We start from the raw sequence: 25,279 nt of genomic DNA, 5'->3' as shown, positions 1-25,279 counted from the left end.
AGGGTGTAGGTAAAATCAGCGGCTAATCATAGCCTGTTGTGAATCATTTGAGAATGCTGTTGTCTATGCATCCGCTCTCAGGGCGTTATCATGCGGTATCAAAGCGATATTCCACTGCTTCACAGCATCAGACAGCAGTTTCTCCTGAGAATCGTCCTGCCAGCCTTCGCTGACCGGCTGTCCCAGAAACCGTAAGGCCTGCACCAGGCACGGGCGCGGATCGCCATCCGGCAGCGCGGGCGCATGATTTTGCTTAGAAAGTTTGTGTCCGTCAGCAGTGATGGCCAACGGCAAATGCAGATAATCCGGAACGGCCCAGCCAAACTGTCGATAAAGGGCAATCTGCCGCACCGTCGGCTCGATTAAGTCTGCGCCACGCACGATCTCGGTGACGCCCTGATGATGGTCATCAACCACCACGGCCAGATTGTAGGCAAACAGGCCGTCGCGACGATGGATAATAAAATCCTCTTCAGCCAGCCGCCGATCGGCCACAAGCGTGCCCCGTAACCGGTCTTCAAACTGGAAAACCGGCGCATGCTGACGCAACCGCAGTGCCGCATTCTCCGGACCTGAACCTGCATCCCGGCAGTGCCCGTCGTAAAAACCACCCAGCTGCTGAATGCGGCTTCGGCTGCAGGTGCAGTAATAACTCTGCCGGTGCGCTCTTAACCACTGTAGGGCGTCCCGATAAGCGTGATGGCGCTGTGACTGCCACATGACTTCACCGTCCCAGTGCAAACTGTACTGTTCTAACTGGTGCAGAATACGCGTGGCGGCTCCTGCGACTTCACGGGGAGGATCAATATCCTCAATGCGTACCAGCCAGCGGCCATGCTGCGCGCGTGCGCTAAGGTAACTGCCTAAGGCAGCGATCAGCGATCCAAAGTGGAGTTCACCAGAGGGAGACGGCGCAAAGCGCCCGATACAGGATGAGAATGCCATAGGTTTCATGAACCAGACGGCGGAAAAAGAGGGCCTTTTCCCGCCGCATGGCTGCAGTCAGACGGCAACATTAGCCCGCCATTTGCTTCTCACGAATTTCTGCCAGTGTCTTACAGTCGATGCACAGATCGGCCGTCGGACGCGCTTCAAGACGGCGGATACCGATCTCAACGCCACAGGAATCGCAATAGCCAAAGTCGTCATCTTCAACTTTCTTCAGCGTTTTTTCGATCTTTTTAATGAGCTTGCGCTCGCGATCGCGGTTACGCAGTTCCAGGCTGAATTCCTCTTCCTGAGCGGCACGGTCAACCGGGTCCGGAAAGTTAGCGGCTTCATCCTGCATGTGTGTAACGGTGCGATCAACTTCGTCCCGCAATTGATTACGCCAGGCTTCCAGAATCTTGCGAAAATGGTCCAGTTGCGCGTCATTCATATACTCTTCGCCCGGCTTCTCCTGATAAGGCTCCACCCCAGCGATGGCGAGAATACTCAGGGACGATGTTTTACGGTTTTGCCCTTCTTGCATGTTGTTTCTCCTGGATAACACGCACTATACCCTTCGATTGCCATCGGCCAGTATATTCACACTAACCTTCATTGATGACGCACTCTTGGGTACATCGATCCCCCAACGGGGAAAAACAGGCCGCTATAAATAACAGAAGCTGTCAAGGTTGGCAATTATTCCTGCGCCCATCTTGACAAGCCTGTGAGGAACAGCGTAGTTGGCCCCTGACAGAAGATAGTCCTATCACAGAAGGATGCCAGTGATATTACAACGTTACGTCAACAGCCGTTGTAATAAACATGCCTTCTGATGACAGTTCTGCCCGGTACGCCAAAATTTCCACGCCACTCAGCCGCGCCTGTACCAGTTGTTCTGCGTAAGCCGCATCGATGTGACGCGCCGGGGAAACGTCCTCAATCCCCGAGTGCAGAACGGCAAACAACAAAACGGCCCGATGACCTTCTGCCGCAGCCTGACTCAGCTCGCGCAGGTGTTTTTGTCCTCGAATCGTCACCGCATCCGGAAAATAGCCTTTACCTTCCTGTAAAAGCGTTACGGATTTCACCTCAATATAGCACTCAGGTCGGTCCTGTGCTGTAAGCAGGAAATCAATTCGACTTTTTTCGCTGCCGTATTTTACTTCAGCCCGACACGCTTCGTAGCCCGACAGCGGCAGAATTCGGTTTTCGCTTAACGCCTCCTTTACCAGTTGATTCGCGCGCAACGTATTCACGCAAATCCAGTGGCCTTGCTGCGTCTCGGTCATCTCCCAACTGTGCGGATACTTGCGTGTCAGGCTGTCGGACGTGGAGTACCACACGGTATCACCCGGCGTAGCACAACCGGTCATGGCGCCGGTGTTGGCACAATGGATGGTGAGCGTCTCGCCTTCCGGCGTAATGACATCCGCCAGAAAGCGTTTGTAACGGGTAATCAGACGTGCCGGTTTGAGGGTGGGAGAAAAAAGCATAGGGCTCCTGATTATGACTGTAACGGCCAGGTGGCCAGTGTCCGGTAGCGCGTCCGCCCTTTTACGTACTCTGAGGCAAAAAGCGAAAACTGACTGGCCGTAAAGCGCCAGAGAAAGCCGCGAGGGGGCAGGGCAACGGGTTGCGTCGCCGAGCGCAGCAGGGTGATGTGTGGATGAAAAGGCTGAGCGGGCTGCTCACAGCCGTGCCGGGCGGCCTGGGCACGCAGCAGACTTGCCAGCTGCAGCAATCCCCGGGGTGGGCGCTGACAGCCCAGCCAGACCACGCCGGGGCGCGGCCAGTGCCCCGCATCATCTAACGTCACATCAAAAGCAGGCTGATGGATGCGCGAGGCCAGGGTTTGCAGCTGTTTTGAGGTCTCCGCTGAGACCTCGCCCAAAAAAGCCAGCGTCAGATGAAGGTTCGCGGCCGCAATCGGGCGACCTGCCTCCTCACTGAAGGTCTCAGCTCGCCACTGCACCAGTTGCTGTTGCAGGTCTTCGGGTGGGGCAATAGCAAAAAATAAGCGCTGTAACGCCATGGCGGTCTCCGGTAATCCTCACGGATGAGTGCTACAATGCGCGCCATCTTAACACAGCCATTAGCGGAGTTTTTGGTGAGTGATCTCCCCGTCAGCGCGGTGTTGCCTGACCTGCTGAGCGCCCTTGATCAGGCCTCGAACGTCCTGCTGGCTGCGCCTACCGGCGCAGGTAAATCCACCTGGTTACCCCTTCAGCTGTTACAGCACAAGGCGCTGTCAGGGCGCATTATCATGCTGGAGCCACGCCGACTGGCCGCGCGCAACGTGGCGCAGAGGCTGGCTGAGCTACTGGGCGAACAGCCCGGCGCCACGGTGGGTTACCGCATGCGCGGCGAAAACTGCAGCGGACCCATGACCCGGCTTGAGGTGGTGACCGAAGGTATTCTGACGCGCATGTTGCAGCAGGATCCGATGCTGGATGGCGTGTCGCTGGTGATTCTGGATGAATTTCATGAGCGCAGCCTGCAGGCGGATCTGGCGCTGGCGCTGTTGCTGGATGTTCAGCAGGGATTGCGTGACGATCTGAAAATTTTGCTGATGTCAGCCACGCTCGATAATACTCGCCTGGCGACGCTGCTACCGGACGCGCCGCTGATTGCCTCAGAAGGGCGCAGCTATCCGGTCGAACGGCGTTATGCTCCGTTGAGCCCGAGCCTGCGTTTTGACGAGGCGGTAGCGCGTGAAGTCGCGCAGTTGCTTCGACAGGAAAGCGGCTCGCTGCTGCTTTTTCTGCCCGGCGTGGCAGAGATAGCGCGCGTAAAACGCGAGCTGGAAACCCGTGTCGATGAGGATGTCGATTTAACGCCGCTTTATGGCGCGCTTCCGCTGGCCGCTCAGCAGCAGGCTATTTTGCCTGCCGCCCCCGGACGCCGCAAAGTGGTGCTGGCGACCAATATTGCCGAAACCAGCTTAACGATCGAAGGTATTCGTCTGGTCGTGGACAGTGCCCAGGAGCGGCGCGCGCTGTTTGATGCACGCAGCGGCGTGACGCGGTTGCAGACTCAGCGCATCAGCCAGGCGTCGATGACGCAGCGCGCCGGACGTGCCGGACGACTGATGCCGGGCATCTGCCTGCACCTGACTTCACAGGAGCAGGCGGAACGGGCGCCTGCACAGGGCGAAGCCGAAATCCTGCACAGCGATCTCGCGTCATTGTGGCTGGAACTGCTGCAGTGGGGCTGTACAGACATCGACCAGCTACAGTGGATCGATCGGCCACCCGAAAAGCACTTACGGGCAGCGCAGCAGCAGCTGATGCGTCTTGGAGCGCTGGATGAATCAGGACGACTGAACACACAGGGCAGACGCATGGCGCAGCTCGGCAGTGATGCCAGGCTGAGCGCTATGTTATGCGCCGCAGGACGTGATGCCGATGCGGTGGCCAGCGCGGCACTACTCGTCGCCGTGCTGGAGGATCCGCCCCGCGCGGGCAGTGTCGATCTACGTGATGTTCTCTGTCGGCCTTTACCGCACTGGTTGCGGCGCGCGCAGCACTGGCAAAAACGCCTTGGCGTCACAGGCGGACGGGTCGATGACGCGCATTTTCCCGCGTTGTTAACGGCGGGATTTCGCGATCGTCTGGCGCGCCGACGCGATAACAGCGGACGCTATCAGTTAGCCAACGGACTGGGGGCAGGGCTGGACGAACAGCAGGCGCTCACGCGTTACGAATGGCTCATTGCGCCTGTCTTATTACAGGGCAGCAGCGCCCCCGATGCACGTATCCTGCTGGCCCTTCCCGTCGAGCTTGCGGCATTGACGCAGGCCTGTCCACAGCTTGTCGAACAGCGTACCGACGTGGAATGGGATGACGAGAAGGGCACGTTGCGCACCTTACGCCGTGAGCAGATTGGCGAACTGATACTGAAGACTCAGCCGCTTGCCCGACCGGATGCGGAGGCGTTACAGGCCGCGCTGCTACGCTGGGTCGCTAAAAAGGGGTTATCGGTACTGGGATGGACGCCGGAGGCTGAGCAACTGCGGTTACGTATCCAGTGTGCCGCCCAGTGGCTGCCCGAAGAGAACTGGCCCGCCGTCGATGAGGCCAGCCTGCTTGACTCGCTGGATCGCTGGCTGCAACCGCAGATGAGCGCCGTGCGGGATCTGAAGAGTCTGCAGTCGGTCAATCTGGTCACTGCGCTCTTACATTTGCTCACATGGTCACAACGTCAGCGGCTGGATACTGTGCTGCCAACTCATTACACTGTGCCCACCGGAAGTCGGCTGCCGATTCGCTATGATGCAGATAAACCGCCCGCGCTGGCGGTGCGGATTCAGGAAATGTTTGGCGAAGCCAGTAATCCTGCCGTCGCAGAAGGTCGCGTGCCGCTGGTGCTGGAGCTGTTATCGCCCGCCCAGCGTCCCTTACAGATCACCCGCGATCTGGCGGCGTTCTGGCGCGGTGCCTATAAAGATGTGCAAAAAGAAATGAAAGGGCGTTATCCCAAACATCCCTGGCCCGACGATCCGGCCTCCGCAATACCGACCCGGCGGACGAAAAAGAATACGTCACAGGGCGGGCCCGCTGTTTAATTCAGAGGGTTCTGCCATGCGACAGTGAAGAAAGCAGTTAGAGTAGCGGCGCAGCCGTAAGCTATGCCTGGAGAATGAAACCAATGTCTGGGAACGATCGCGAACCTATTGGGCGCAAAGGAAAACCGTTGCCACCGCGCAACAGCGCCCGCCGTGGGCGGCGCAGAGACATCGATAGTGATGTCGCTCAGGACGATTTTGATGATGATTACGAGGAGGAAGCGCCGGTGCCACGTAAAGGTAAAGGTGGAAAACCGCCGCGCGGCAAACGCCGTTGGCTGGGATGGTTTATTAAGCTGTTCCTGGTATTTGTAGTGGTCATGGCCGCGTGGGGCGTATACCTCGATTCGGAAATTCGCAGCCGCATTGACGGTAAAGTGTGGCAACTGCCCGCTGCTGTCTACGGTCGTATGGTCAGCCTCGAACCTGGCATGGCCTACAATAAAAGCGAAATGATTGCCCTGCTGGAAGGCACGCAGTACCGCGAAGTCTCGCGCATTACGCGTCCGGGAGAATTCTCGGTCAAAGGTAACACCATTGAACTGCTGCGTCGTCCGTTTGATTTCCCGGACAGCAAAGAAGGGCAGATTCATGCCCGAATGACATTCAGCAAAGATGAGCTGAGTGAGATTAAGAACGTCGAAACCGGGCGTGATTTTGGTTTCTTCCGGCTTGATCCTCGTCTGATTACGATGCTGCAGTCACCCAATGGTGAACAGCGCTTGTTCGTTCCCCGTGCCGGTTTCCCTGATCTGTTGGTGGATACCTTAATCGCAACGGAAGATCGCCACTTTTATGAGCACGACGGCATCAGCCCGTACTCCATTGGCCGTGCCTTCCTGGCGAACATCACTGCCGGAAAAGCGGTGCAGGGCGGCAGTACGCTTACCCAGCAACTGGTCAAAAACCTGTTCCTGACTAATGAGCGTTCGCTGTGGCGTAAAGCCCGTGAAGCCTATATGGCCGTGATCATGGATGCCCGTTACAGCAAAGATCGTATTCTGGAGCTTTACCTGAACGAGGTGTATCTCGGTCAGGCAGGTAACGATCAGATCCGCGGTTTCCCTCTGGCCAGCCTCTACTATTTTGGCCGCCCGGTTGACGAGCTGAGTCTCGATCAGCAGGCGATGCTGGTGGGCATGGTGAAAGGGGCATCGCTCTATAACCCATGGCGTAACCCGAAACTGGCCCTGGAACGACGTAATCTGGTGCTGCGCCTGCTGCAGCAGCAGAAAGTGATCGATCAGGAACTGTACGACATGCTGTCGGCCCGTCCGTTGGGCGTGCAGCCGAAAGGCGGTGTGATTACGCCACAGCCTGCCTTTATGCAGATGGTGCGTAATGAGCTTCAGGCAAAACTGGGCGACAAAGTCAAAGATCTGTCGGGCGTGAAAATTTTCACCACCCTGGATCCGGTTTCTCAGGATGCGGCCGAAAAAGCCGTTGTAGACGGTATTCCCACCCTGAAAAAACAGCGCGGTCTGAAAGATCTGGAAACCGCAATGGTGGTCGTTGACCGCTTTACGGGTGAAGTTCGCGCGATGGTCGGTGGGGCCGATCCGCAGTTTGCCGGGTATAACCGCGCGTTGCAGGCGCGCCGATCCATCGGCTCGCTGGCGAAACCGGCCACCTATCTGACCGCGCTGAGCCAACCCAACACTTACCGCCTTAACAGCTGGATTGCGGATGAGCCTATTGCGCTGAAACAGCCGAATGGCAGCATCTGGAAACCCATGAACGACGACCGGCGGTTTAGTGGCAAAGTGATGCTGGTCGATGCGCTGACGAACTCCATGAACGTGCCAACGGTTAACCTGGGCATGACGCTGGGACTGAATGCGGTGGTGGACACCTGGACGAAGCTGGGTGTGCCTAAAGATCAGCTGAATCCGGTTCCGGCGATGTTACTGGGCGCACTCAACCTGACGCCTGTGGAAGTGGCTCAGGCCTTCCAGTCCATTGCCAGCGGCGGGAATCATGCAGAACTGTCAGCCGTGCGTTCGGTCATCGCGGAAGACGGTACCGTGCTGTACCAGAGCTTCCCGCAGGCGCAGCGCGTAGAACCGGCACAGGCGGCTTACTTAACGCTGTATACCATGCAACAGGTCGTCGATCGCGGTACCGCCCGGGCGCTGGGGGCACGTTTCCCGAATGCGCATCTGGCAGGGAAAACCGGCACCACGAACGATCTGGTCGACAGCTGGTTTGCCGGGATTGATGGTAAAGAAGTGGCGATCACCTGGGTTGGCCGTGATAACAACCAGCCGACCAAACTCTATGGTGCCAGCGGGGCGATGCAGATTTACCGCCGCTACCTGGACAATCAGGCTCCGATGCCGCTGCAGCTTACGCCGCCGGAAGATGTGACGATGATGAACATTGATACTGCGGGTAACTTTGTTTGCGGTTCAGGAAGCAGCACATGGCGCACTCTGCCTGTCTGGACGCTGGATCCAAATGCGCTCTGCCAGCAGCAGCAACAGCAGGTTCAGCAAATGCAACAACAGCAGCAGATGCAGGACCAGCAACAACAGCAGTTACAGCAGCAGCAACAGCAGGAACAAAAAGACAGCAACGGCGTTGCTGGCTGGATAAAAGATATGTTCGGCAAATAACCCGTCAAACGCGGATGAAAAAGGCACTTCGGTGCCTTTTTTTATTCCACATCAAAACCCCTTGTTATCGCCCGTGACACGACGCCACGCCGGGGAATTCTGCTTGCAGAAATTGCGAGACTTCGCATATTATCCAATCGTTATAATAATCATTATCGTTTCGATTCGCTTAATCATCCCCATTTGAGAGACACCTTCATGACAGCGCGTTCTATCCCTTTTGCTTCTCCATCCGGCGTATTTACGCGTCGGCCTCTGGCTTTGATCATTGCCCTGGTGACCAGCGGCGCAAGCGTAATGGCTTACGCTGAACAAACGGTGGTGGTATCTGCAAATGGCGGTGGTGCGGTGGCGCAGGAAAACGCGTGGGGCCCGGCGCCCACCATCGCCGCAAAACACAGCGCCACCGGCACCAAAACGGACACGCCGATTGAAAAGAATCCGCAGTCGGTTTCTGTGGTGACACGTGAAGAGATGGAGATGCGCAGCGTCACCAGCGTGAAGCAGGCCTTTAATTACACGCCGGGTGTGCTTACCGGTAACCGCGGCAGTTCAGGCGTCTATGATGCGTTGTCAATTCGCGGTTTTAGCGAAACCAACACCAACCAGTATCTCGATGGGTTAAAGCTGCAGGGCGACAACTACTCGGAATTCGCTATTGATCCCTATTTCCTGGAGCGGGCTGAGCTGCTGCGCGGGCCGGTGTCGGTGCTGTACGGTAAGAGCAACCCGGGCGGTGTGGTCGCGCTGGTCAGTAAACGTCCCACCCAGGAAACGCTGCGTGAAGTGCAGTTTCAGATGGGCAATCACAATCTTTACTCCACCGGCTTTGATTTTGGCGGTGCGATCGATGACGCAGGCGTTTACAGCTACCGTCTGACAGGCCTGGCGAGCAGCCAGGATGCCCAGCAGGCGAACAACAAGCAAAAGCGCTACACCATCGCGCCGTCCTTCAGCTGGCGACCAGACGAAAACACCCGTCTGGATCTGCTGACCTACTTCCAGAATGAACCGGACACGGGTTATTACGGCTGGTTACCGCGTGAAGGCACTGTCGTGCCCATTACGCGTCCTGATGGCAGTCAGTACAAACTGCCCACCAACTTTGATGAAGGGGAGAAGAGCAATCGCATCTCCCGTAACACCAAAATGGTCGGCTACAGCTTTGAACACCGTTTTGATGAGACCTGGACGGTACGCCAGAACCTGCGTTATGCCGAGTTAACGACGGATTACCGCAGCATTTATGGCAATGGATTTAACGCCGCCACACAGGAAATCACGCGAGGTTATGCCACTTCAGACGAAAAACTGAATGAGTTCGCCGTCGATAACCAGGCACAGGCAAAATTTGCAACCGGTCAACTCGGCCATACGCTTTTGCTTGGTGTGGATTATCAACGCATGCGTAATGATATCAACGCAGCGTTTGGTTCAGCATTTCCTTTGAATGCGGTTGCTCCTCAGTACGGTAATGATTCGCTTAACGGCACGCCTTTCCCCTATCGTTATCTGAACAAACAGGAACAAACCGGCCTTTACGCGCAGGATCAAATGGCGTGGGATCGTTGGGTGCTGACGTTAGGCAGCCGTTATGATTACGCGATGACATCTGCGTTAAATCGCGACACCAATACCGAAGTCAAAAATCATGATCAGGCCTTCACCTGGCGTGGCGGCGTAAACTACGTTTTTGATAACGGTATCGCGCCTTATTTCAGTTATAGCGAATCCTTTATCCCAACGGCCGGGACGACAGTGAGCGGGCAAACTTTCGACCCATCGCGTGCTAAGCAGTACGAAACGGGAGTGAAATATGTGCCGAAAGATCGTCCTGTCGTGGTTACGGCTGCGATGTATGAACTGACTAAGTCCAAAAATTTAACAGCCGATCCTGACCATACCCTTTTCAGCATCCAGAGCGGCGAAATCCGTTCTCGCGGTGTCGAACTGGAAGCCAAGGCGGCCCTCAATGCCAACGTCAACCTGACCGCGTCTTACACCTACACCGATGCTGAATATACGGAAGATACACAGCTTAAAGGCAAAACCCCGGTGCAGGTGCCTAAGCACATGGCCTCGCTGTGGAGCGACTATACCTTCCATGAAACGGCGCTGTCCGGCGTAACGGTGGGCGCGGGCGTCCGTTATGTGGGCGAAACACAGGGGTTATACAGTGCGGGTCCCGACGTGAACCAAAACTTCACCGTCGCGGGTTACACTACCGTCGATGCCGCGTTGAAATATGATTTAGGCCGTTTTGGTTTGCCTGGCTCAACGGTTGGCGTTAACGTTAACAACCTGTTTAACCGTGACTACGTTGCCAGTTGCTACCGTGAATACGCGTGCTACTGGGGCGCAGAGCGACAAATTGTCGGCACCGCCACGTTCCGGTTCTGATCGATGAGGGCGCTTCGGCGCCCGTTTACAGGGATAACCATGCAGCTTCCGCAGTACCAACAGACCGCCTTCCGACTGGATAACGCCAGCTTTCGCGTACCGGGCCGTACGCTCCTTCATCCCGTTTCTCTCGCTTTTACGCCAGGTAAAGTCACCGCGCTGATTGGGCACAATGGTTCAGGGAAATCCACGCTGTTAAAAATGCTGGGGCGGCATCACGCGGCCAGTGAAGGGCGGGTTCTGCTCAACGAACAGCCTGTTGATCGCTGGAGTAGCAAAGCGTTTGCCCGTGAGGTCGCCTATTTGCCGCAGCAGTTACCGGCTGCGGAAGGCATGACGGTACGTGAGTTGGTGGCCATTGGGCGTTATCCCTGGCATGGTGCGCTGGGGCGCTTTACGCAGGACGATCGCGAGCGGGTCGCGCAGGCAATCGCGCGGGTTGGACTAACGCCATTCGCCTCGCGGCTGGTCGACAGCCTCTCTGGTGGTGAGCGCCAGCGTGCATGGCTGGCAATGATGGTCGCTCAGAACAGCCGCTGCCTGTTGCTGGATGAACCTACCTCTGCGCTGGATATTGCCCACCAGGTGGATGTGCTGGCGCTGATTCAGACGCTGAGCCATGAACATGGCTTAACGGTCATTACCGTCTTACACGATATTAATATGGCGGCTCGCTATTGTGACCATCTGGTCGCCTTGCGCGGCGGCAAACTGATTGCAGAAGGTGGACCAGAACACATTATGCAGGCAGATGTGTTGCAGGCGATTTACGGTATCCCAATGGGCATCTTCCCCCATCCTGGCGGCGGCGCGCCGGTGAGTTTTGTGTGTTAAGGATACGATAATGCCGGATTTATATCGCCGTCGCCTGCTGATGGCAATGGCGTTGTCGCCTCTCATCCCGTCTTTCCCATCGCCTGCGGCACAGCCTGACAGCGACCGCGTTATTGCGCTGGAGTGGCTGCCCACCGAGTTACTCCTGGCGCTGGGCGTGAACCCGTTGGGTGTGGCGGACGTGCATAACTACAACGTCTGGGTCGGACAGCCGCCATTGCCTGCGGGCGTGGTGGATGTCGGGTTACGTACCGAGCCAAATCTTGAACTGATGACTCAGATGCATCCCTCGCTGATTCTCTGCTCGAACGGTTACGGTCCACCGAAAGATAAGCTGCGGCGCATTGCGCCGATCATGGGGTTTGACCTGCACAATGGCGATGGCAAACCGCTGAGTCGCGCACGGGCCTCATTGCGGGCGCTGGCGGCCCGACTGGGACGGGAGGCGCAGGCTGAAGCGCATCTGCAACAGGTGGATGCGGAGATTGCGGCGGCGCGTCAGCGTCTGGCGCCGCACGCCGGTCGGGCCATTTTGCTGATGTCGCTACTCGACAGCCGCCACGCTATTACCTTCGGTAAAAACAGCTTATTCCTGGAAGTGATGGCGCTTTTGAATCTGAAAAATGCTTGGCAGGGCGAAACCAGTTTTTGGGGCAGCGCCGTGATTGGACTGGAACGGCTGGCCGTTTTCCATGACGTAGAGGCGATCTGCTTCGATCATGACAATGATGCCGTGATGCAGCAGCTGTCGCGAAGTCCGTTATGGCAGTCCATGCCGTTTGTTCACAGCGGCCATTTCCAGCGCGTTCCGGCGGTGTGGTACTACGGTGCGACCTTGTCAGCCCTGCACTTTATTCGCGTGCTGGAACGTGCGCTGGAGAAATCGTAATGCGTCATCGTTTTTTCCCGTTAGCCGTGACAGGTACGCTGTTCTTCCTGGCGCTGGTGTTAACCGCGATCAATCTGCAACAGGCGCTGCCCACGAACCAGTGGTTGCAGGCGCTGTGGACACCGGACAGCAGCAACATTGAGCAAATGGTCTTTCACTACAGCTTACTGCCGCGCTGGTCACTGGCGCTGCTGGTGGGGGCAGGGCTGGGGTTAGCCGGATTACTGTTTCAGCAGGTGTTGCGCAATCCGCTGGCCGAACCGGGCACGTTAGGCGTTTCATCCGGCGCGCAGTTAGGAATGACCGTCGCGACCTTATGGCACCTGCCGGGTGGGGCGCTGGCTCATCAGTTCGCCGCGTCGGGTGGCGCGCTGTTGGTCGGTGCGCTGGTGTTCAGCGTGGCCTGGCGCAAACGTCTGTCGCCCGTTACGCTGATTCTGGCAGGGCTGGTTCTCAGCCTGTACAGCGGCGCAGTGAACCAAATATTTGCCATCTTTAACCACGATCAACTGCAGAATATGTTTCTGTGGAGCACCGGCACGTTGAATCAGATGAGCTGGGACAGCGTTACCCAACTCTGGCCACGTCTGGTGCTGGCGCTGGTGCTGTCTCTGGCACTACTGAGACCGCTTACGCTGATGGGGCTGGACGATGGCGTCGCCAAAAATCTTGGGTTAGCGCTGTCTGCTACGCGGCTGGCCGTCCTGGTTCTGGCCATCTTGCTGAGCGCTCAGTTGGTGAGCGTAGCGGGGATCATTGGCTTCATTGGTTTATTTGCACCGCTGCTGGCAAGGCTGCTGGGTGGACGGCGGTTACTGAGCCGCATGCTGCTGGCACCTCTGATTGGTGCACTGCTGCTCTGGCTGGCGGATGCCTGCGTACTCTGGCTCACGGCGCACTGGCGCGAGGTCTCCACCGGAACCGTGACGGCGCTGCTGGGCGTGCCCATTCTGTTGGCGCTGTTACCTCGCCTGCGAACCGGATCCGTTCCGCCTGCGCTGGATCAGGGGGACAACGTGCCGGTCGAGCGATACCGTTACGGGCGCTGGACGCTGGTGGGATTGCTGATGCTGGGCGGGCTGACATGGCTGTGCCTGGCCTTTGGGCGCGATGCGCATGGCTGGGTTTGGACGTCTGGCGACATGCTGCAACAGTTATTACCCTGGCGCGCGCCGCGTGTGCTGGCGGCACTGGAGGTCGGCCTGATGCTCGGTGTGGCGGGCAGCCTGATCCAGCGCCTCACCGGTAATCCCATGGCCAGTCCTGAAGTGCTGGGCATCAGTTCCGGCGCGGCCTGCGGTGTGGTCGTGATGCTGTTCTTTGTTCCCGGCAACGCGCTGGCATTTCTGTTGCCGGCAGGTGCGCTGGGGGCGGCGATAACGCTGGCGGTTATTATGCTGGTCGCCAGTCGTGGTGGTTTCTCACCGGAACGTATGCTACTGGCGGGTATGGCACTCAACAGCGCCTTTGTCACCATTCTGATGCTGTTGATGGCAAGTGGCGATCCGCGCATGGCAGGGTTACTGACCTGGATATCCGGATCAACTTACAACATCAGTGCTACGCAGGCGCTGCAAAGTGCAGGCTGTGCGGCTGTTTTAGTGGCATTAGCGCCACTGGCCAGCCGCTGGTTAACCATTCTGCCACTTGGCAGCATGACCGCACGGTCTGTCGGTATGGCACTGACGGGTTCACGACTCGCCCTGTTGTTGTTAGCGGCGGCTTTAACGGCTTGCGCCACGCTGACGATTGGGCCGCTGAGCTTTGTCGGCTTAATGGCACCCCATATGGCCCGTATGTTGGGCTTTCGCCGCGCGCTGCCACAGGTTTTATTGTCTGGCGTGCTGGGGGCCGGGTTAATGGTGGCCGCAGACTGGTGCGGGCGCATGCTGGCCTTTCCCAGTCAGATTCCGGCGGGCCTGATGGCGACCTTTTTGGGCGCACCCTATTTTATCTGGCTACTGCGCCGTTCACGTTAAAAAAAAGACCGGCTCAGCCGGTCTTTTCTCATCAGAGCTTCGCGAAACAGCGCCGGGCCGCCTCGATGGTGTGCTGAATATCCTCATCAGTGTGTGCCAGCGACATAAACCCGGCCTCAAATGCGGACGGCGCAAAATACACGCCTTCTTCGAGCATCAGGTGGAAGAAGCGCTTGAAGCGTTCCACGTCGCACTGTGTCACGTCCTGATAGCAGGTGACGCTGTCGGCATCGGTAAAGAACAGGCCAAACATGCCGCCAACCTGATTCACCACCACGGGAATATTTTCCTGTCTGGCTGCCTCAACCAGCCCCTGAGCCAGTTGTTCAGTCAGACGGTTCAGCCTGTCATGCATACCTGGCTGCGCAATCTGCGTCAGGCAGGCATAACCGGCGGCCATGGCTACGGGATTACCGGACAACGTACCGGCCTGATAAACCGGCCCGGTCGGAGCCAGCGCGGACATGACCTCGCGACGGCCACCGAACGCACCCACTGGCATGCCACCGCCGATGATTTTGCCCAGGCAGGTGAGATCCGGCTTCACGTTATAGTGTGCCTGTGCGCCGCCCAGCGCCACACGGAAGCCTGTCATCACTTCATCAATAATCAGCAGCGCACCGAACTCATCGCACAGGGCACGCAGGCCCGGCAGGAAGTCAGGCTGCGGAGGGATACAGTTCATATTGCCGGCAACAGGCTCAACGATAATGGCAGCGACAGCCGCGGGATACTGTTCAAAGGCCGCACGAACAGAATCCAGATCGTTATAGGTGCAGGTCAGCGTATGCTTAGCAAAATCGGCGGGTACGCCCGGCGAGTTGGGTTGGCCCAGCGTCAGCGCACCTGATCCGGCTTTCACCAGCAGGTGGTCGGCATGGCCGTGATAGCACCCTTCGAACTTGATGATCTTATCGCGTCCGGTAAACCCGCGCGCCAGACGAATCGCACTCATGGTCGCTTCGGTGCCGGAGTTGACCATGCGCACCATTTCCATACTCGGTACCAGGTCACATACCAGCTGCGCCATGGTGACTTCCATTTCGGTCGGCGCACCAAAGCTCAGGCCGCGCTGGGCTGCCTCAATCACAGCCTGACGAATGCCTTCGTTGTTATGTCCCAGTACCATTGGCCCCCATGAGCCAACATAGTCGATATAGGCTTTGCCATCGGCGTCATACAGACAGGCGCCATCAGCATGCTCAATGAACAGCGGAACGCCGCCGACACCGGTAAACGCACGGACCGGCGAGTTCACACCGCCGGGGATCAGGCGTTGTGCTTCGGCGAACAGTTTTTCAGACTTACTCATTTTCGGCTCCAGCAGTTCATATAATTTCGGGCTATTCTACGGAAGAGGGGCGGCCGACGAAAGCCAGATATCCCTGCGTACGACTTCTCCGCGTCAATCCGGCACAGAGTGCGAAGCTGAGCGCTTGATTGCGGCGGGTCGCTGGCAGATAATAGCAACATTGAGGTCGTTTTCTGACCCGGACGTTTACGGAGTAACTCATGAGTGATGAAGTAGTAGCACTGCCGTTGCAGTTTACCGACGCAGCAGCCAACAAAGTGAAAAATCTGATTGCTGACGAAGATAACCCGGCGCTGAAGCTGCGTGTGTATATCACTGGTGGTGGTTGCAGCGGCTTTCAGTATGGTTTCACCTTCGACGATCAAATGAACGACGGTGATATGACCATTGAAAAGCAGGGCGTTTCGCTGGTGGTTGATCCAATGAGTCTGCAGTATCTGGTAGGCGGTTCGGTGGATTACACCGAAGGTCTGGAAGGGTCGCGCTTTATCGTAACCAACCCGAACGCCAAAACCACCTGCGGTTGCGGGTCTTCCTTCAGCATCTGATCATCAGGCCGCTCTCTCCGGGCGGCCTCTTACCATTCGATTGTCACCAGTCTGTCGTTCGTTGTGCGGCTTCCCTGACGCTTCAGCACCGTTTGCGTCACGCGCGGCTGTGCGCTGCTCTGGCGACCGCAGTCAACCTGTGGCGAAGACGGGCTTCGCACGCTGTTGACTTCGCAACGTGAATAGATAACAAGTCTGACATTGATAGAGCCGGTCGTGGATCCCGCGAACGCCTGCTGCGCGATCACAAGCCCTATGGCCATAAGCAGGGCTTTAGTCATATTGAATTCCTGGTGTAGTCAAAAGCGCATCGCGCTGAAGGACGGCGGGCTTACATGGCACGCGTCTCTTAAATAACGTTAACGGCAGTGAAAATGATTACTTTAATCGGCAGGGCAATATTCAGTGGCCTGAAGATGCCTTTGGGGCAGGATGCAGTGCCTCACAGAGCTGCTCTGCGGCTAACAGGATACGCGGGCCCGGACGGCTGAGCCAGTCCTCGTTAATGGCAATGATGCGTACGTTAAGCTGCGGTCGCCAGAACTGCGCAAGCGTTTCAGCCTGTTGCGAACCGCCCGTTGTCACAATGACCTGAGGGTGGCGCATCAGGACCTGCTCCCGGCTCACCTGAGGCCAGCTCACCGGACTTGCGGCAAAAATATTTTGCCCGCCACACAGGCCGATAATGTCATTTTGCAGCGTCGCTTTAGCCGCCGTATACAGGGGGGAAAGACCAAACTGCACAAAAACGCGTACGGGGGGTTGCGGACGGTAGCGTTGGCGCAAGGCTGCGACCTGCTGGCGTAGTTGCGTAGCGGCCTGTGTAGCACGCTGGGGGGACGGGCTCCAACGGGCTAATCCAGCCAGCGAATGAATCATGTCATCCAGTGTCGAGGTGGCGACCCATTCCACATGAATCCCTGAGTGCACTAACTGCGCCACCTGACGGGATGAGGTGCCGCCGGGCCATGCCAGCACAACATCGGGCTTAAGCTGTAAAATGCGCTCAAGGTTCATCCCCTGCCAGGTCGCGACCTGCTCAATCTTTTGTGCTTCAGCGGGATAACCCGACCAGGCACTGACCGCAACCGGCGTGATGCCGGCGGCAAAAGCCAGTTCAGTCAGGTGAGGAGCCAGGGTGATGACGCGGGGCGGTGCAGCAGGTAGGCTGCTGCAAAACAGCAGCAGCCAGCAAAACAGCAGGGATTTAGCCATGTGCCAGGCGGGCCAGCAGATTTTCCACCATCAGGGAGGACTGCTTAGCGGCAACGCTCAGGAACTCATCGAAACTCAGGTGCGATTCCTGATCGGCCACATCGGAGATCGCGCGGACGACCACAAACGGCACGTTAAACTGGTGGCAGACATGGCCGATAGCGGTGGCTTCCATCTCAACGGCAATCGCCTGTGGGAACGTGGCGCGAATGCGGGCCAGAGGGGCTGCGCCATTGATAAACGCGTCACCGCTGACTACCAGGCCGCGAACCGCGTTGAGATTCAACTGCTGAATACAGGCTTCTGCGGCGGCGATCAGCTTACTGTCTGCGGTAAAGGCCGCGGGGCAGCCCGCCATCTGGCCCGGTTCATAACCAAAGGCTGTGACATCGGCATCGTGATAGCGCACTTCATCGGACACCACAATATCGCCTACCTTTAACGAAGAGGCTAAGCCGCCCGCTGAGCCGGTGTTAATCACCAAATCGGGTTTGCACAATTGCAGTAACAATGTGGTGCCCATAGCGGCCGAGGTCTTACCAATGCCGGATTTCAGCAACGCAACGTCCACACCATTCAGTGTGCCAGTGTAAATTTCACAACCAGCCAGAGACAGGGTCTGGCGATTTTCAATTTTGTCTCGCAGCAGGGTAACTTCCTGCTCCATTGCGCCAATGATGCCTGCTTTCATTTTACGTCTCGCTAATGTAATGGATGTCAATATCAGGCATAGTCTATCATGGCAGTGACGGGATTATTTCACGAAAAAATAAGGGGACAGCTATGGCGACGATCAATTTCAGGAAGAAGATCAGCTTCACTCGCCCTTATAGCAACCGTAAAGATCCACAGGGGGAATATTTTATTACCCGCCATTTCGAAAGCGATCGTGGGCGGATCATTAATTCAGCGGCAATTCGTCGACTGCAACAAAAAACCCAGGTATTCCCGCTTGAGCGCAACGCCGCCGTACGTTCCCGTCTGACGCATTCGCTTGAAGTGCAACAAACCGGCCGGTATATCAGCAAAGAAATTCTGCAGACGCTAAAGATGCAGGGTGGACTGGCAAAATATGGTCTGGATGACATGGAAGGGGCGTTCGAAAGCCTCGTCGAAATGGCCTGCCTGTTACATGATGTAGGTAACCCACCGTTTGGGCATTTTGGCGAAGCCGCCATTAATGACTGGTTTGAAGATAACCTGCCCGCTGAACTGGTCGATCCGCTGGTTGCGGGTGTTGAAAACGAGGCGCAGCGCGCGGACTTTGATCGCATGAACGCCATGATTCGTCAGGATTTGTGCCACTTCGAAGGGAATGCTCAGGCTATTCGCATGGTGCATTCGCTGCTGCAACTCAACCTGAGCTATTCTCAGGTAGCCTGCATCCTGAAATATACCGCGCCCGCATGGTGGCAGGGGGAAAAACCGGCTCAGTTTAGCGTATTAATGAAAAAGCCGGGCTTCTATTTATCTGAGCGGGAATATATCGATGAGCTTCGCACCGCCACAAATTTGACGGAACACCATCGCTTTCCGCTGACCTATATCATGGAAGCCGCTGACGACATCTCCTATTGTATTGCCGATTTAGACGATGCCGTTGAAAAAGCCATATTTAACGTGGACAGTCTGTATGAATATCTCAGCAAGGCCTGGGGAACAATAAATAATAACGATGCCTTCAGTCGTACAGTGGGGGAAGCGTGGCGCGAAGCGGGCAGTAAAAAACGCCGTAGCCGTAGCGATCAATTTTTTATGTCGCTGCGGGTCAATGTTCAGAATGTTTTGGTCACCTACGCGGTGAAACGTTTTATTGATAATCTGCCTGCCATATTCGAGGGGCACTTCAACCATGCTTTATTAGAAGACGAAGGTGAAGAGGGCCGTTTATTACAGATTTTTAAAACCGTGGCGCGCCAGCAGGTGTTTAATCATTCCGAAGTTGAGCAACTGGAACTGCAGGGTTATCGGGTAATTAAGGGCTTGCTGGAAATATATCAGCCGCTGATGTCGCTCAATTATGAAGCGTTTACCACACTGATAAATGAAGACTTTTTACGCCATCATCCCATAGAGACCCGACTGTTCCATAAACTGTCTGGTAAACACCGAAAAGCCTATTTGTATAAAATGCGTACATTGGTTGTTGAGCATAAATATGAGCGTTTGTTATGGGAACGTTATTATCGTTTTCGCCTGATTCAGGATTACATTAGTGGCATGACGGATCTCTATGCCTGGGATGAGTATCGTCGCTTAATGGCGGTGGAATAACCCGAGAATTGTAAAGAGCGCGAATAAATTTTTACTTTTGCCTAAAACTTTTAGAGGAACTTCGCGCTAAAACATTTATCTCAACATTCGACCACAGCAATGGTCAGTATATCCATCATTGTGAGATACCAAAATGAAAAAAACCTCGTTAATGTTAAGCGCCCTGGCGCTTAGTCTTGGCATGGCACTGACCCCTGTGAGTGCTTTCGCTGCGGAAACGTCCTCTTCCGTGTCATCCACCAACAGCCAGCAGTTGCCGAGCCTTGCGCCAATGCTGGAAAAGGTTATGCCTTCAGTCGTGAGTATCAGCGTTGAAGGAAGTACGACGGTCAAAACGCCACGGATGCCGCAGCAGTTTCAGCAATTTTTTGGCGATAATTCGCCTTTCTGCCAGGACGGTTCGCCATTCATGGGCTCACCGCTTTGCCAGGGCGGTGACGGTGGCGGTGCCCCTGCCGCGCCAGATACGCAGCAGCAAAAATTTAGAGCGCTGGGCTCTGGTGTCATCATTAACGCTGAAAAAGGCTATGTGGTCACCAATAACCATGTGGTAAACGACGCGACGAAAATTCAGGTAAAACTGAGCGATGGTCGCAGTTACGATGCCAAAGTGATTGGTAAAGATCCCAGCTCGGATATCGCATTGATTCAGCTGGAAGGTGCTAAAAATCTTACCGCGATTAAGATGGCCGACTCTGACAATTTACGGGTGGGCGATTACGCCGTGGCGATTGGTAACCCGTATGGTCTGGGTGAAACCGTTACGTCTGGTATCGTGTCCGCGCTGGGACGCAGTGGCCTGAATGTTGAAAACTATGAGAACTTTATTCAAACCGATGCGGCCATCAACCGGGGTAACTCGGGTGGCGCTCTGGTAAATCTCAACGGCGAGCTGATTGGCATCAACACCGCTATCCTGGCCCCGGACGGCGGCAATATTGGTATTGGCTTCGCCATCCCGAGCAACATGGTGAAAAACCTGACGGCACAAATGGTGGAATACGGTCAGGTTAAACGCGGCGAGCTGGGCATTATGGGGACCGAGCTTAACTCTGAGCTGGCGAAGGCGATGAAAGTCGATGCGCAACGTGGTGCATTCGTCAGTCAGGTCGTACCGAACTCCGCGGCGGCGAAGGGCGGTATTAAAGCGGGTGACGTCATTGTGTCGATGAACGGTAAGCCGTTAACCAGCTTTGCTTCACTGCGTGCCGAAGTCGGCTCGTTGCCGGTGGGAACCACGCTGAAACTTGGCATACTGCGTGACGGTAAACCGCTGGATGTGACGGTTCAGCTGCAGCAGAGCACGCAGGACAAGGTGCAGTCCGCCACCATTTACACCGGTATTGAAGGCGCGGATCTGAGCAATAATTCAGGTAAAGAGAAAGGCGTTCGGGTTGACAGCGTGAAAGCGGGCAGCGCGGCGGCCAGAATTGGCCTGAAAAAAGGCGACCTGATTCTTGGCGTCAACCAGCAGGCCGTCAGCAATCTGGGCGAACTGCGTAAAATCCTCGATACCAAACCACCGGTACTGGCGTTGAACGTGCAGCGCGGAGACAGTTCACTGTATCTGCTGGCGCAGTAATCACAGGCAGGGGTTTATCAGGCGGACTTCGGTCCGCCTTTTTTATGGCGACGCGCACAAATGTGATGATCGCCGCATTTCTGTTAATGCCTGCCAGGCCTTGTGCAGATGCACAATGTTCTCCCGGTATCGCGCGTCTATGCTGTTTTCCCCCTCTTTATGACTCAGGAGTACAGGATGGCAACCTGTCATCTCGACGCACGACTGGCGCAGGAAATTGTCGCGCGCACTATGAAAATCATTGATGGCAATGTCAACGTTATGGATGCAAGAGGACGGATTATTGGCAGCGGTGACCGGGAGCGCATCGGCGAATTGCATGAGGGTGCATTGTTAGTGCTGTCTCAGGGACGTATTGTGGATATTGACGATGCGGTGGCCCGGCATCTGCATGGAGTCAGGCCGGGAATTAATCTGCCGTTGCGTATCGACGGGATGATTGTTGGAGTGATTGGTCTGACGGGCGAGCCGGGTGCGCTGCGTCACTATGGTGAATTAGTCTGTATGGCCGCAGAGATGATGCTGGAGCAGGCGCGGCTGTTGCACATGCTGGCGCAGGACAGCCGTCTGCGGGAAGAGTTGGTGCTCAATCTCATTCGCAGTGACGCGATCTCCCCGCAACTCACCGAATGGGCGCAGCGCCTCGGCATCGATCTTAATCAGCCCCGAATCGTGGCGGTGATCGAAGTGGACAGCGGGCAGCTTGGCGTTGACAGCGCGATGTCAGAATTACAGCAGTTGCAGACGTTATTGACGACACCGGCGCGGGATAACCTGATTGCCATCGTCTCACTAACCGAAATGGTCGTGCTGAAACCGGCATTAAATGCACACGGACGTTATGATCAACACGATCACCGCAGGCGGATCGAACAGCTCATGCAGCGCATGAAGGAAAGTGGTCATCTGCGCATGCGTATCGCGCTGGGCAATTTTTTTACGGGCATGGGCAGCATTGCACGTTCATATCGTACTGCGCGAACAACGATGGCGGTGGGAAAGCAGCGTATGCCCGAGGTTCGCAGCTATTTTTATCAGGATTTGATGCTGCCGGTCCTGCTCGACAGCTTACGGGGTGGCTGGCAGTCAAATGAACTGGCGCGTCCGCTGGAAAAGCTAAAAAGCATGGACAGCAACGGTTTGCTGCGACGCACGCTGAGTGCCTGGTTCAGCAACAACGTGCAGCCCGGCGCGACGTCGCGTGCGCTTTTTATTCATCGAAATACCCTGGAATACCGTTTAAATCGTATTGCTGAATTGACGGGACTCAACCTGGGCAAGGTCGACGATCGCCTGCTGTTGTACATCGCGATCCAACTGGATGAGCAGGGCTGACAGGGCCCGAAAAAACGAAGAGGACAGACTGATGCGCGCACTGAGTTGGGGATGTGGCTTACTGATACTTGCGTTCACCTGCCAGGCGGCGGCGGCGGACACACTGATTTTTCTCTCGAAAAAGACTTTGCTCACTACACGGCAGACCATCCAGAATCAGCAGGCAAGCCCACGTACGCAGCAAGCCTGGCAACAGCTGAAACAGCAGGCGGATAAGGCGCTTAAGCAGCCCGATCCCAGCGTCATGGACAAAGGTCTGGTGCCCCCCAGCGGCTCGCGACACGATTATCTCAGCCTGAGCGCGTACTGGTGGCCGGACGCCCGGCAGAAAACGGGGCTTCCGTGGAGCCGTCGGGATGGCGAGGTGAATCCCGACACAAAAAACAACCAAACAGACGGGCTGCGTTTTGCGCGCTTTAGTGCCGATGTGCAGGCACTGACGCTGGCCTGGTTCTTTTCGGGCGATGTACGCTATGCCAGTAAAGCCCAATCGATGATCCGTCACTGGTTTATCGATCCCGCCAGCCGCATGAACCCCAACCTTAACTTTGCGCAAGGCGTGCCGGGCATCAGCACGGGTCGGCACGATGGCGTACTGGATGGGCGTTATTTTGCCACCCGTATTGTTGATGCGTTGATATTGCTGCGTCAGTCACCCGGCTGGCGTGCAGACGACGAGGCCGCGCTGCAGCGCTGGTTCCACGACTACCTTACCTGGCTGCAAACCAGTAAGCTGGCGCGCCAGGAGCGGCATGCGGCCAACAATCACGGTAGCTGGTATTGTGTTCAGGTGGCCGGGATTGCCGCTTACCTGCATAACGATGCCGTCATGAGGGACATGATGGCGCTGGCTAAAACGAAGATCGATGGGCAGATAGCGCGTGATGGCACGCAGCCGCTTGAACTGGCCCGCACCCGCTCTTTTCACTACAGTTTTTTTAATTTACAGGCGCTGACTGCGATAGCGGCCTTATCGTCTCAGCGCGGTGGGGACGATCTCTGGCACTACTCTGACAAACAGGGCGGCTCGCTGCAGGCTGCGTTGGATTATATGGCACCGTTTAGTGATTCTGCGCGCCGCTGGCCGTGGAAGACGCGCGACCGTAACAGCGGGCGCGTCATTCCCCTGCTTATGCTGGCGGATAATGCGCTGGGTTCTGCACGCTATCAATCCTGGATTGACCGGTTTGACTGGCGTGAGGCGACTGAAGATGTCTTGCGTGAAGGGGCGTTGCTGCGACAGGAGTAGCAGGGCATAAAAAAGGCCCGCCGCACCAAGTGACGCTCACTCAGGACGGCAGGCTATAGTGCGTTTGAAGGGATTAACGGCCGCTGCGGGTCAGTTTTTCCAGATCGGATTCAATTTCCGCGATCTTGTGTGACACCACGCCTTCCAGATGACGCAGATCGTCCAGAATTTTACGTTTCAGATCGACTTCAACCTGATCGCGCTGGCAAATTTGATCCAGCTCATCGATGACATAGCGCAGGTTAGGGCTGATTTCCTGCACTTCACGGTAGCCCTGCGACGCATTATCGGCGACGACCGTTTTACGCTGACGAGGATATTTAAATTTCACGCTTTTAGCGAAAAATTCGCCTTTATCTTTGCGGAAATAAATTTTCAAAATATCGTTATTCGCTTCCTGACGCAGGCTGTAGCGATCGATATCGTCGGGGTTACTAATGCCTAAGCTCTTAATATTGTCATACATAACGTTTTTTCCACCAAATGATAAGCGCGCAGAATTGTTCATGACTTAATGACTGTAGACATAAATAACATGAATCAGTGCGCAACAGGATTTAACTGGCGCGAATTATGACCTGGATGAAAAGTAAACGCACCCGTTGGTTCGCGTTGAAAAACAACATTACCCGTAACAGCTGTAAACAAAAGATGACGGGCTGTCAGGCAGCCCGTCCACAAGCTTAGTCGATCGTGCGCAGCAATTCATTAATGCCGGTTTTGGCCAGTGTTTTGGCATCCACTTTTTTCACGATAACCGCGCAATACAGGCTGTAGCTGCCATCTTTTGACGGCAGATTACCCGAGACGACGACCGATCCGGCAGGTACGCGTCCGTAATGAATTTCACCAGTTTCGCGGTCATAAATTTTGGTGCTTTGACCAATATAAACGCCCATTGAAATAACGGAACCTTCTTCAACAATTACGCCTTCAACAATTTCAGAACGTGCGCCGATGAAGCAGTTATCTTCAATAATGGTCGGATTAGCCTGCAGGGGCTCAAGCACCCCACCGATGCCTACGCCACCAGATAAGTGGACATTTTTACCAATTTGCGCACAGGAGCCCACGGTGGCCCAGGTGTCCACCATCGTTCCTTCGTCAACAAAGGCACCGATGTTCACATAGGAAGGCATCAGCACGGTATTACGTGCAATAAAGGCACCTTTACGCACGGCGGCAGGCGGTACGACGCGGAAACCGGCGGCTTTAAAGCGCGCATCGTCCCAGTCAGCGAATTTCATTGGCACTTTGTCGTAAAAGCGTGTTTCTGCGCCTTCCATGACCTGATTGTCATTGATGCGGAAAGAGAGCAGAACGGCTTTTTTCAGCCACTGATGCGTTACCCATTCACCGTCGATTTTTTCAGAAACGCGCAGCTCACCACTGTCCAGTTTGGCGATAACCTGATTAATCGCGTCGCGGGTTTCAGTATCCACACTGGTCGGGGTGATATCAGCGCGACGTTCGAAGGCAGATTCAATAACACTCTGTAACTGTTGCATATTTTTTCCTGATCTGTCATTTGTGGTGCCGGTCAGCGACCAGCA

General features: G+C 55.9%; 21 protein-coding genes. 11 read left to right on the top strand and 10 right to left on the bottom strand.

Annotated features, from left to right (window positions below; genetic code table 11):
* Nucleotides 1–63 precede the first annotated feature (63 nt).
* The 4 genes from gluQRS to thpR all read right to left on the bottom strand — a co-directional run bounded on the left by gluQRS (nucleotide 64) and on the right by thpR (nucleotide 2,962).
* On the bottom strand, nucleotides 64–945 hold the full coding sequence (gene gluQRS, locus C7433_RS06670) for a tRNA glutamyl-Q(34) synthetase GluQRS (protein ID WP_110268090.1): 882 nt from the start codon (nucleotides 943–945) through the stop codon (nucleotides 64–66).
* Nucleotides 946–1,015: 70 nt separating this feature from the next.
* A complete protein-coding gene (gene dksA, locus C7433_RS06665) occupies nucleotides 1,016–1,471 on the bottom strand; it encodes an RNA polymerase-binding protein DksA (protein ID WP_006117731.1) in 456 nt (151 codons plus the stop codon).
* A 247-nt stretch (nucleotides 1,472–1,718) separates the two neighbouring features.
* Nucleotides 1,719–2,423 (bottom strand): DNA/RNA nuclease SfsA, encoded by a 705-nt coding sequence (sfsA, locus tag C7433_RS06655; RefSeq protein WP_110267840.1) that lies wholly within the window; start codon nucleotides 2,421–2,423, stop codon nucleotides 1,719–1,721.
* Nucleotides 2,424–2,434: 11 nt separating this feature from the next.
* The gene (gene thpR, locus C7433_RS06650) at nucleotides 2,435–2,962 is read right to left on the bottom strand and encodes an RNA 2',3'-cyclic phosphodiesterase (RefSeq protein ID WP_039338696.1); all 528 of its coding nucleotides are present in this window, start codon (nucleotides 2,960–2,962) and stop codon (nucleotides 2,435–2,437) included.
* Nucleotides 2,963–2,998: 36 nt separating this feature from the next.
* Between thpR and hrpB the strand changes: the two genes are divergently transcribed.
* The 6 genes from hrpB to fhuB all read left to right on the top strand — a co-directional run bounded on the left by hrpB (nucleotide 2,999) and on the right by fhuB (nucleotide 14,211).
* Complete coding sequence (gene hrpB / locus C7433_RS06645) at nucleotides 2,999–5,494, top strand: ATP-dependent helicase HrpB (protein WP_110267839.1); 2,496 nt, start codon at nucleotides 2,999–3,001, stop codon at nucleotides 5,492–5,494.
* A gap of 83 nt (nucleotides 5,495–5,577) precedes the next feature.
* Nucleotides 5,578–8,109: a bifunctional glycosyl transferase/transpeptidase gene (mrcB, locus tag C7433_RS06640; protein ID WP_039338694.1), complete on the top strand. Its 2,532-nt coding sequence runs from the start codon at nucleotides 5,578–5,580 to the stop codon at nucleotides 8,107–8,109.
* Nucleotides 8,110–8,307: 198 nt separating this feature from the next.
* Entirely contained in the window at nucleotides 8,308–10,509 is a 2,202-nt protein-coding gene (fhuA, locus tag C7433_RS06635; protein ID WP_110267838.1) for a ferrichrome porin FhuA, read from the top strand.
* Nucleotides 10,510–10,548: 39 nt separating this feature from the next.
* Nucleotides 10,549–11,343 (top strand): Fe3+-hydroxamate ABC transporter ATP-binding protein FhuC, encoded by a 795-nt coding sequence (gene fhuC, locus C7433_RS06630; RefSeq protein ID WP_039338691.1) that lies wholly within the window; start codon nucleotides 10,549–10,551, stop codon nucleotides 11,341–11,343.
* A gap of 10 nt (nucleotides 11,344–11,353) precedes the next feature.
* Nucleotides 11,354–12,232 (top strand): Fe(3+)-hydroxamate ABC transporter substrate-binding protein FhuD, encoded by an 879-nt coding sequence (gene fhuD, locus C7433_RS06625; RefSeq protein WP_039338689.1) that lies wholly within the window; start codon nucleotides 11,354–11,356, stop codon nucleotides 12,230–12,232.
* Nucleotides 12,232–14,211 (top strand): Fe(3+)-hydroxamate ABC transporter permease FhuB, encoded by a 1,980-nt coding sequence (fhuB, locus tag C7433_RS06620; RefSeq protein WP_110267837.1) that lies wholly within the window; start codon nucleotides 12,232–12,234, stop codon nucleotides 14,209–14,211. Before fhuD ends, fhuB begins: the two co-directional genes overlap by 1 nt.
* Nucleotides 14,212–14,242: 31 nt before the next feature.
* Here fhuB and hemL read toward each other — a convergent pair whose 3' ends face one another.
* Nucleotides 14,243–15,523, bottom strand: coding sequence for a glutamate-1-semialdehyde 2,1-aminomutase (gene hemL, locus C7433_RS06615; RefSeq protein WP_033740299.1), 1,281 nt, complete (start codon nucleotides 15,521–15,523; stop codon nucleotides 14,243–14,245).
* Between the two features lie 200 nt (nucleotides 15,524–15,723).
* On the opposite strand from hemL, the gene erpA reads away from it, so the two are divergent.
* Entirely contained in the window at nucleotides 15,724–16,071 is a 348-nt protein-coding gene (erpA, locus tag C7433_RS06610; RefSeq protein WP_006117744.1) for an iron-sulfur cluster insertion protein ErpA, read from the top strand.
* 29 nt (nucleotides 16,072–16,100) lie between these two features.
* On the opposite strand, the gene C7433_RS06605 is transcribed toward erpA, so the two are convergent.
* The 3 genes from C7433_RS06605 to mtnN all read right to left on the bottom strand — a co-directional run bounded on the left by C7433_RS06605 (nucleotide 16,101) and on the right by mtnN (nucleotide 17,977).
* On the bottom strand, nucleotides 16,101–16,352 hold the full coding sequence (locus tag C7433_RS06605) for a hypothetical protein (protein ID WP_110267836.1): 252 nt from the start codon (nucleotides 16,350–16,352) through the stop codon (nucleotides 16,101–16,103).
* A gap of 121 nt (nucleotides 16,353–16,473) precedes the next feature.
* Nucleotides 16,474–17,286: a vitamin B12 ABC transporter substrate-binding protein BtuF gene (gene btuF / locus C7433_RS06600; RefSeq protein WP_006117746.1), complete on the bottom strand. Its 813-nt coding sequence runs from the start codon at nucleotides 17,284–17,286 to the stop codon at nucleotides 16,474–16,476.
* Nucleotides 17,279–17,977, bottom strand: a complete 699-nt coding sequence (gene mtnN, locus C7433_RS06595; RefSeq protein WP_006117747.1) for a 5'-methylthioadenosine/S-adenosylhomocysteine nucleosidase — start codon at nucleotides 17,975–17,977, stop codon at nucleotides 17,279–17,281. The genes btuF and mtnN overlap by 8 nt, the downstream gene beginning before the upstream one ends.
* A 92-nt stretch (nucleotides 17,978–18,069) precedes the next feature.
* Here mtnN and dgt point away from each other — a divergent pair, with 92 nt between their 5' ends.
* The 4 genes from dgt (at nucleotide 18,070) to C7433_RS06575 (ending at nucleotide 23,726) form a co-directional block, all read left to right on the top strand.
* Nucleotides 18,070–19,560: a dGTPase gene (gene dgt / locus C7433_RS06590; RefSeq protein WP_006117749.1), complete on the top strand. Its 1,491-nt coding sequence runs from the start codon at nucleotides 18,070–18,072 to the stop codon at nucleotides 19,558–19,560.
* A gap of 133 nt (nucleotides 19,561–19,693) precedes the next feature.
* Nucleotides 19,694–21,142, top strand: a complete 1,449-nt coding sequence (gene degP, locus C7433_RS06585; protein WP_033740303.1) for a serine endoprotease DegP — start codon at nucleotides 19,694–19,696, stop codon at nucleotides 21,140–21,142.
* Nucleotides 21,143–21,319: 177 nt separating this feature from the next.
* Nucleotides 21,320–22,477: a CdaR family transcriptional regulator gene (locus C7433_RS06580; RefSeq protein ID WP_058702035.1), complete on the top strand. Its 1,158-nt coding sequence runs from the start codon at nucleotides 21,320–21,322 to the stop codon at nucleotides 22,475–22,477.
* Between the two features lie 31 nt (nucleotides 22,478–22,508).
* Complete coding sequence (locus C7433_RS06575) at nucleotides 22,509–23,726, top strand: alginate lyase family protein (protein WP_110267835.1); 1,218 nt, start codon at nucleotides 22,509–22,511, stop codon at nucleotides 23,724–23,726.
* Nucleotides 23,727–23,799: 73 nt separating this feature from the next.
* Here the strand turns inward: C7433_RS06575 and C7433_RS06570 are convergent, their stop codons facing one another.
* Nucleotides 23,800–24,192, bottom strand: coding sequence for a DUF3461 family protein (locus tag C7433_RS06570; RefSeq protein ID WP_006117754.1), 393 nt, complete (start codon nucleotides 24,190–24,192; stop codon nucleotides 23,800–23,802).
* Nucleotides 24,193–24,409: 217 nt separating this feature from the next.
* Nucleotides 24,410–25,234, bottom strand: coding sequence for a 2,3,4,5-tetrahydropyridine-2,6-dicarboxylate N-succinyltransferase (dapD, locus tag C7433_RS06565; protein WP_033740308.1), 825 nt, complete (start codon nucleotides 25,232–25,234; stop codon nucleotides 24,410–24,412).
* Nucleotides 25,235–25,279 lie beyond the last annotated feature (45 nt).

Origin of the sequence: Pantoea sp. PNA 03-3, assembly GCF_003201175.1 — a bacterium.
Classification (GTDB): Bacteria; Pseudomonadota; Gammaproteobacteria; order Enterobacterales; family Enterobacteriaceae; genus Pantoea; species Pantoea stewartii.
Note: the sequence above shows the minus strand (reverse complement) of the source record. Positions and strands in the feature narration are given on the sequence as shown.

Bases quoted from the DNA above. Each gene is read 5' to 3' on its own strand.
- gluQRS (WP_110268090.1), bottom strand. From the start codon at position 945: ATGGCATTCTCATCCTGTATCGGGCGCTTTGCGCCGTCTCCCTCTGGT.
- dksA (WP_006117731.1), bottom strand. From the start codon at position 1,471: ATGCAAGAAGGGCAAAACCGTAAAACATCGTCCCTGAGTATTCTCGCC.
- sfsA (WP_110267840.1), bottom strand. From the start codon at position 2,423: ATGCTTTTTTCTCCCACCCTCAAACCGGCACGTCTGATTACCCGTTAC.
- thpR (WP_039338696.1), bottom strand. From the start codon at position 2,962: ATGGCGTTACAGCGCTTATTTTTTGCTATTGCCCCACCCGAAGACCTG.
- hrpB (WP_110267839.1), top strand. From the start codon at position 2,999: ATGCGCGCCATCTTAACACAGCCATTAGCGGAGTTTTTGGTGAGTGAT.
- mrcB (WP_039338694.1), top strand. From the start codon at position 5,578: ATGTCTGGGAACGATCGCGAACCTATTGGGCGCAAAGGAAAACCGTTG.
- fhuA (WP_110267838.1), top strand. From the start codon at position 8,308: ATGACAGCGCGTTCTATCCCTTTTGCTTCTCCATCCGGCGTATTTACG.
- fhuC (WP_039338691.1), top strand. From the start codon at position 10,549: ATGCAGCTTCCGCAGTACCAACAGACCGCCTTCCGACTGGATAACGCC.
- fhuD (WP_039338689.1), top strand. From the start codon at position 11,354: ATGCCGGATTTATATCGCCGTCGCCTGCTGATGGCAATGGCGTTGTCG.
- fhuB (WP_110267837.1), top strand. From the start codon at position 12,232: ATGCGTCATCGTTTTTTCCCGTTAGCCGTGACAGGTACGCTGTTCTTC.
- hemL (WP_033740299.1), bottom strand. From the start codon at position 15,523: ATGAGTAAGTCTGAAAAACTGTTCGCCGAAGCACAACGCCTGATCCCC.
- erpA (WP_006117744.1), top strand. From the start codon at position 15,724: ATGAGTGATGAAGTAGTAGCACTGCCGTTGCAGTTTACCGACGCAGCA.
- C7433_RS06605 (WP_110267836.1), bottom strand. From the start codon at position 16,352: ATGACTAAAGCCCTGCTTATGGCCATAGGGCTTGTGATCGCGCAGCAG.
- btuF (WP_006117746.1), bottom strand. From the start codon at position 17,286: ATGGCTAAATCCCTGCTGTTTTGCTGGCTGCTGCTGTTTTGCAGCAGC.
- mtnN (WP_006117747.1), bottom strand. From the start codon at position 17,977: ATGAAAGCAGGCATCATTGGCGCAATGGAGCAGGAAGTTACCCTGCTG.
- dgt (WP_006117749.1), top strand. From the start codon at position 18,070: ATGGCGACGATCAATTTCAGGAAGAAGATCAGCTTCACTCGCCCTTAT.
- degP (WP_033740303.1), top strand. From the start codon at position 19,694: ATGAAAAAAACCTCGTTAATGTTAAGCGCCCTGGCGCTTAGTCTTGGC.
- C7433_RS06580 (WP_058702035.1), top strand. From the start codon at position 21,320: ATGGCAACCTGTCATCTCGACGCACGACTGGCGCAGGAAATTGTCGCG.
- C7433_RS06575 (WP_110267835.1), top strand. From the start codon at position 22,509: ATGCGCGCACTGAGTTGGGGATGTGGCTTACTGATACTTGCGTTCACC.
- C7433_RS06570 (WP_006117754.1), bottom strand. From the start codon at position 24,192: ATGTATGACAATATTAAGAGCTTAGGCATTAGTAACCCCGACGATATC.
- dapD (WP_033740308.1), bottom strand. From the start codon at position 25,234: ATGCAACAGTTACAGAGTGTTATTGAATCTGCCTTCGAACGTCGCGCT.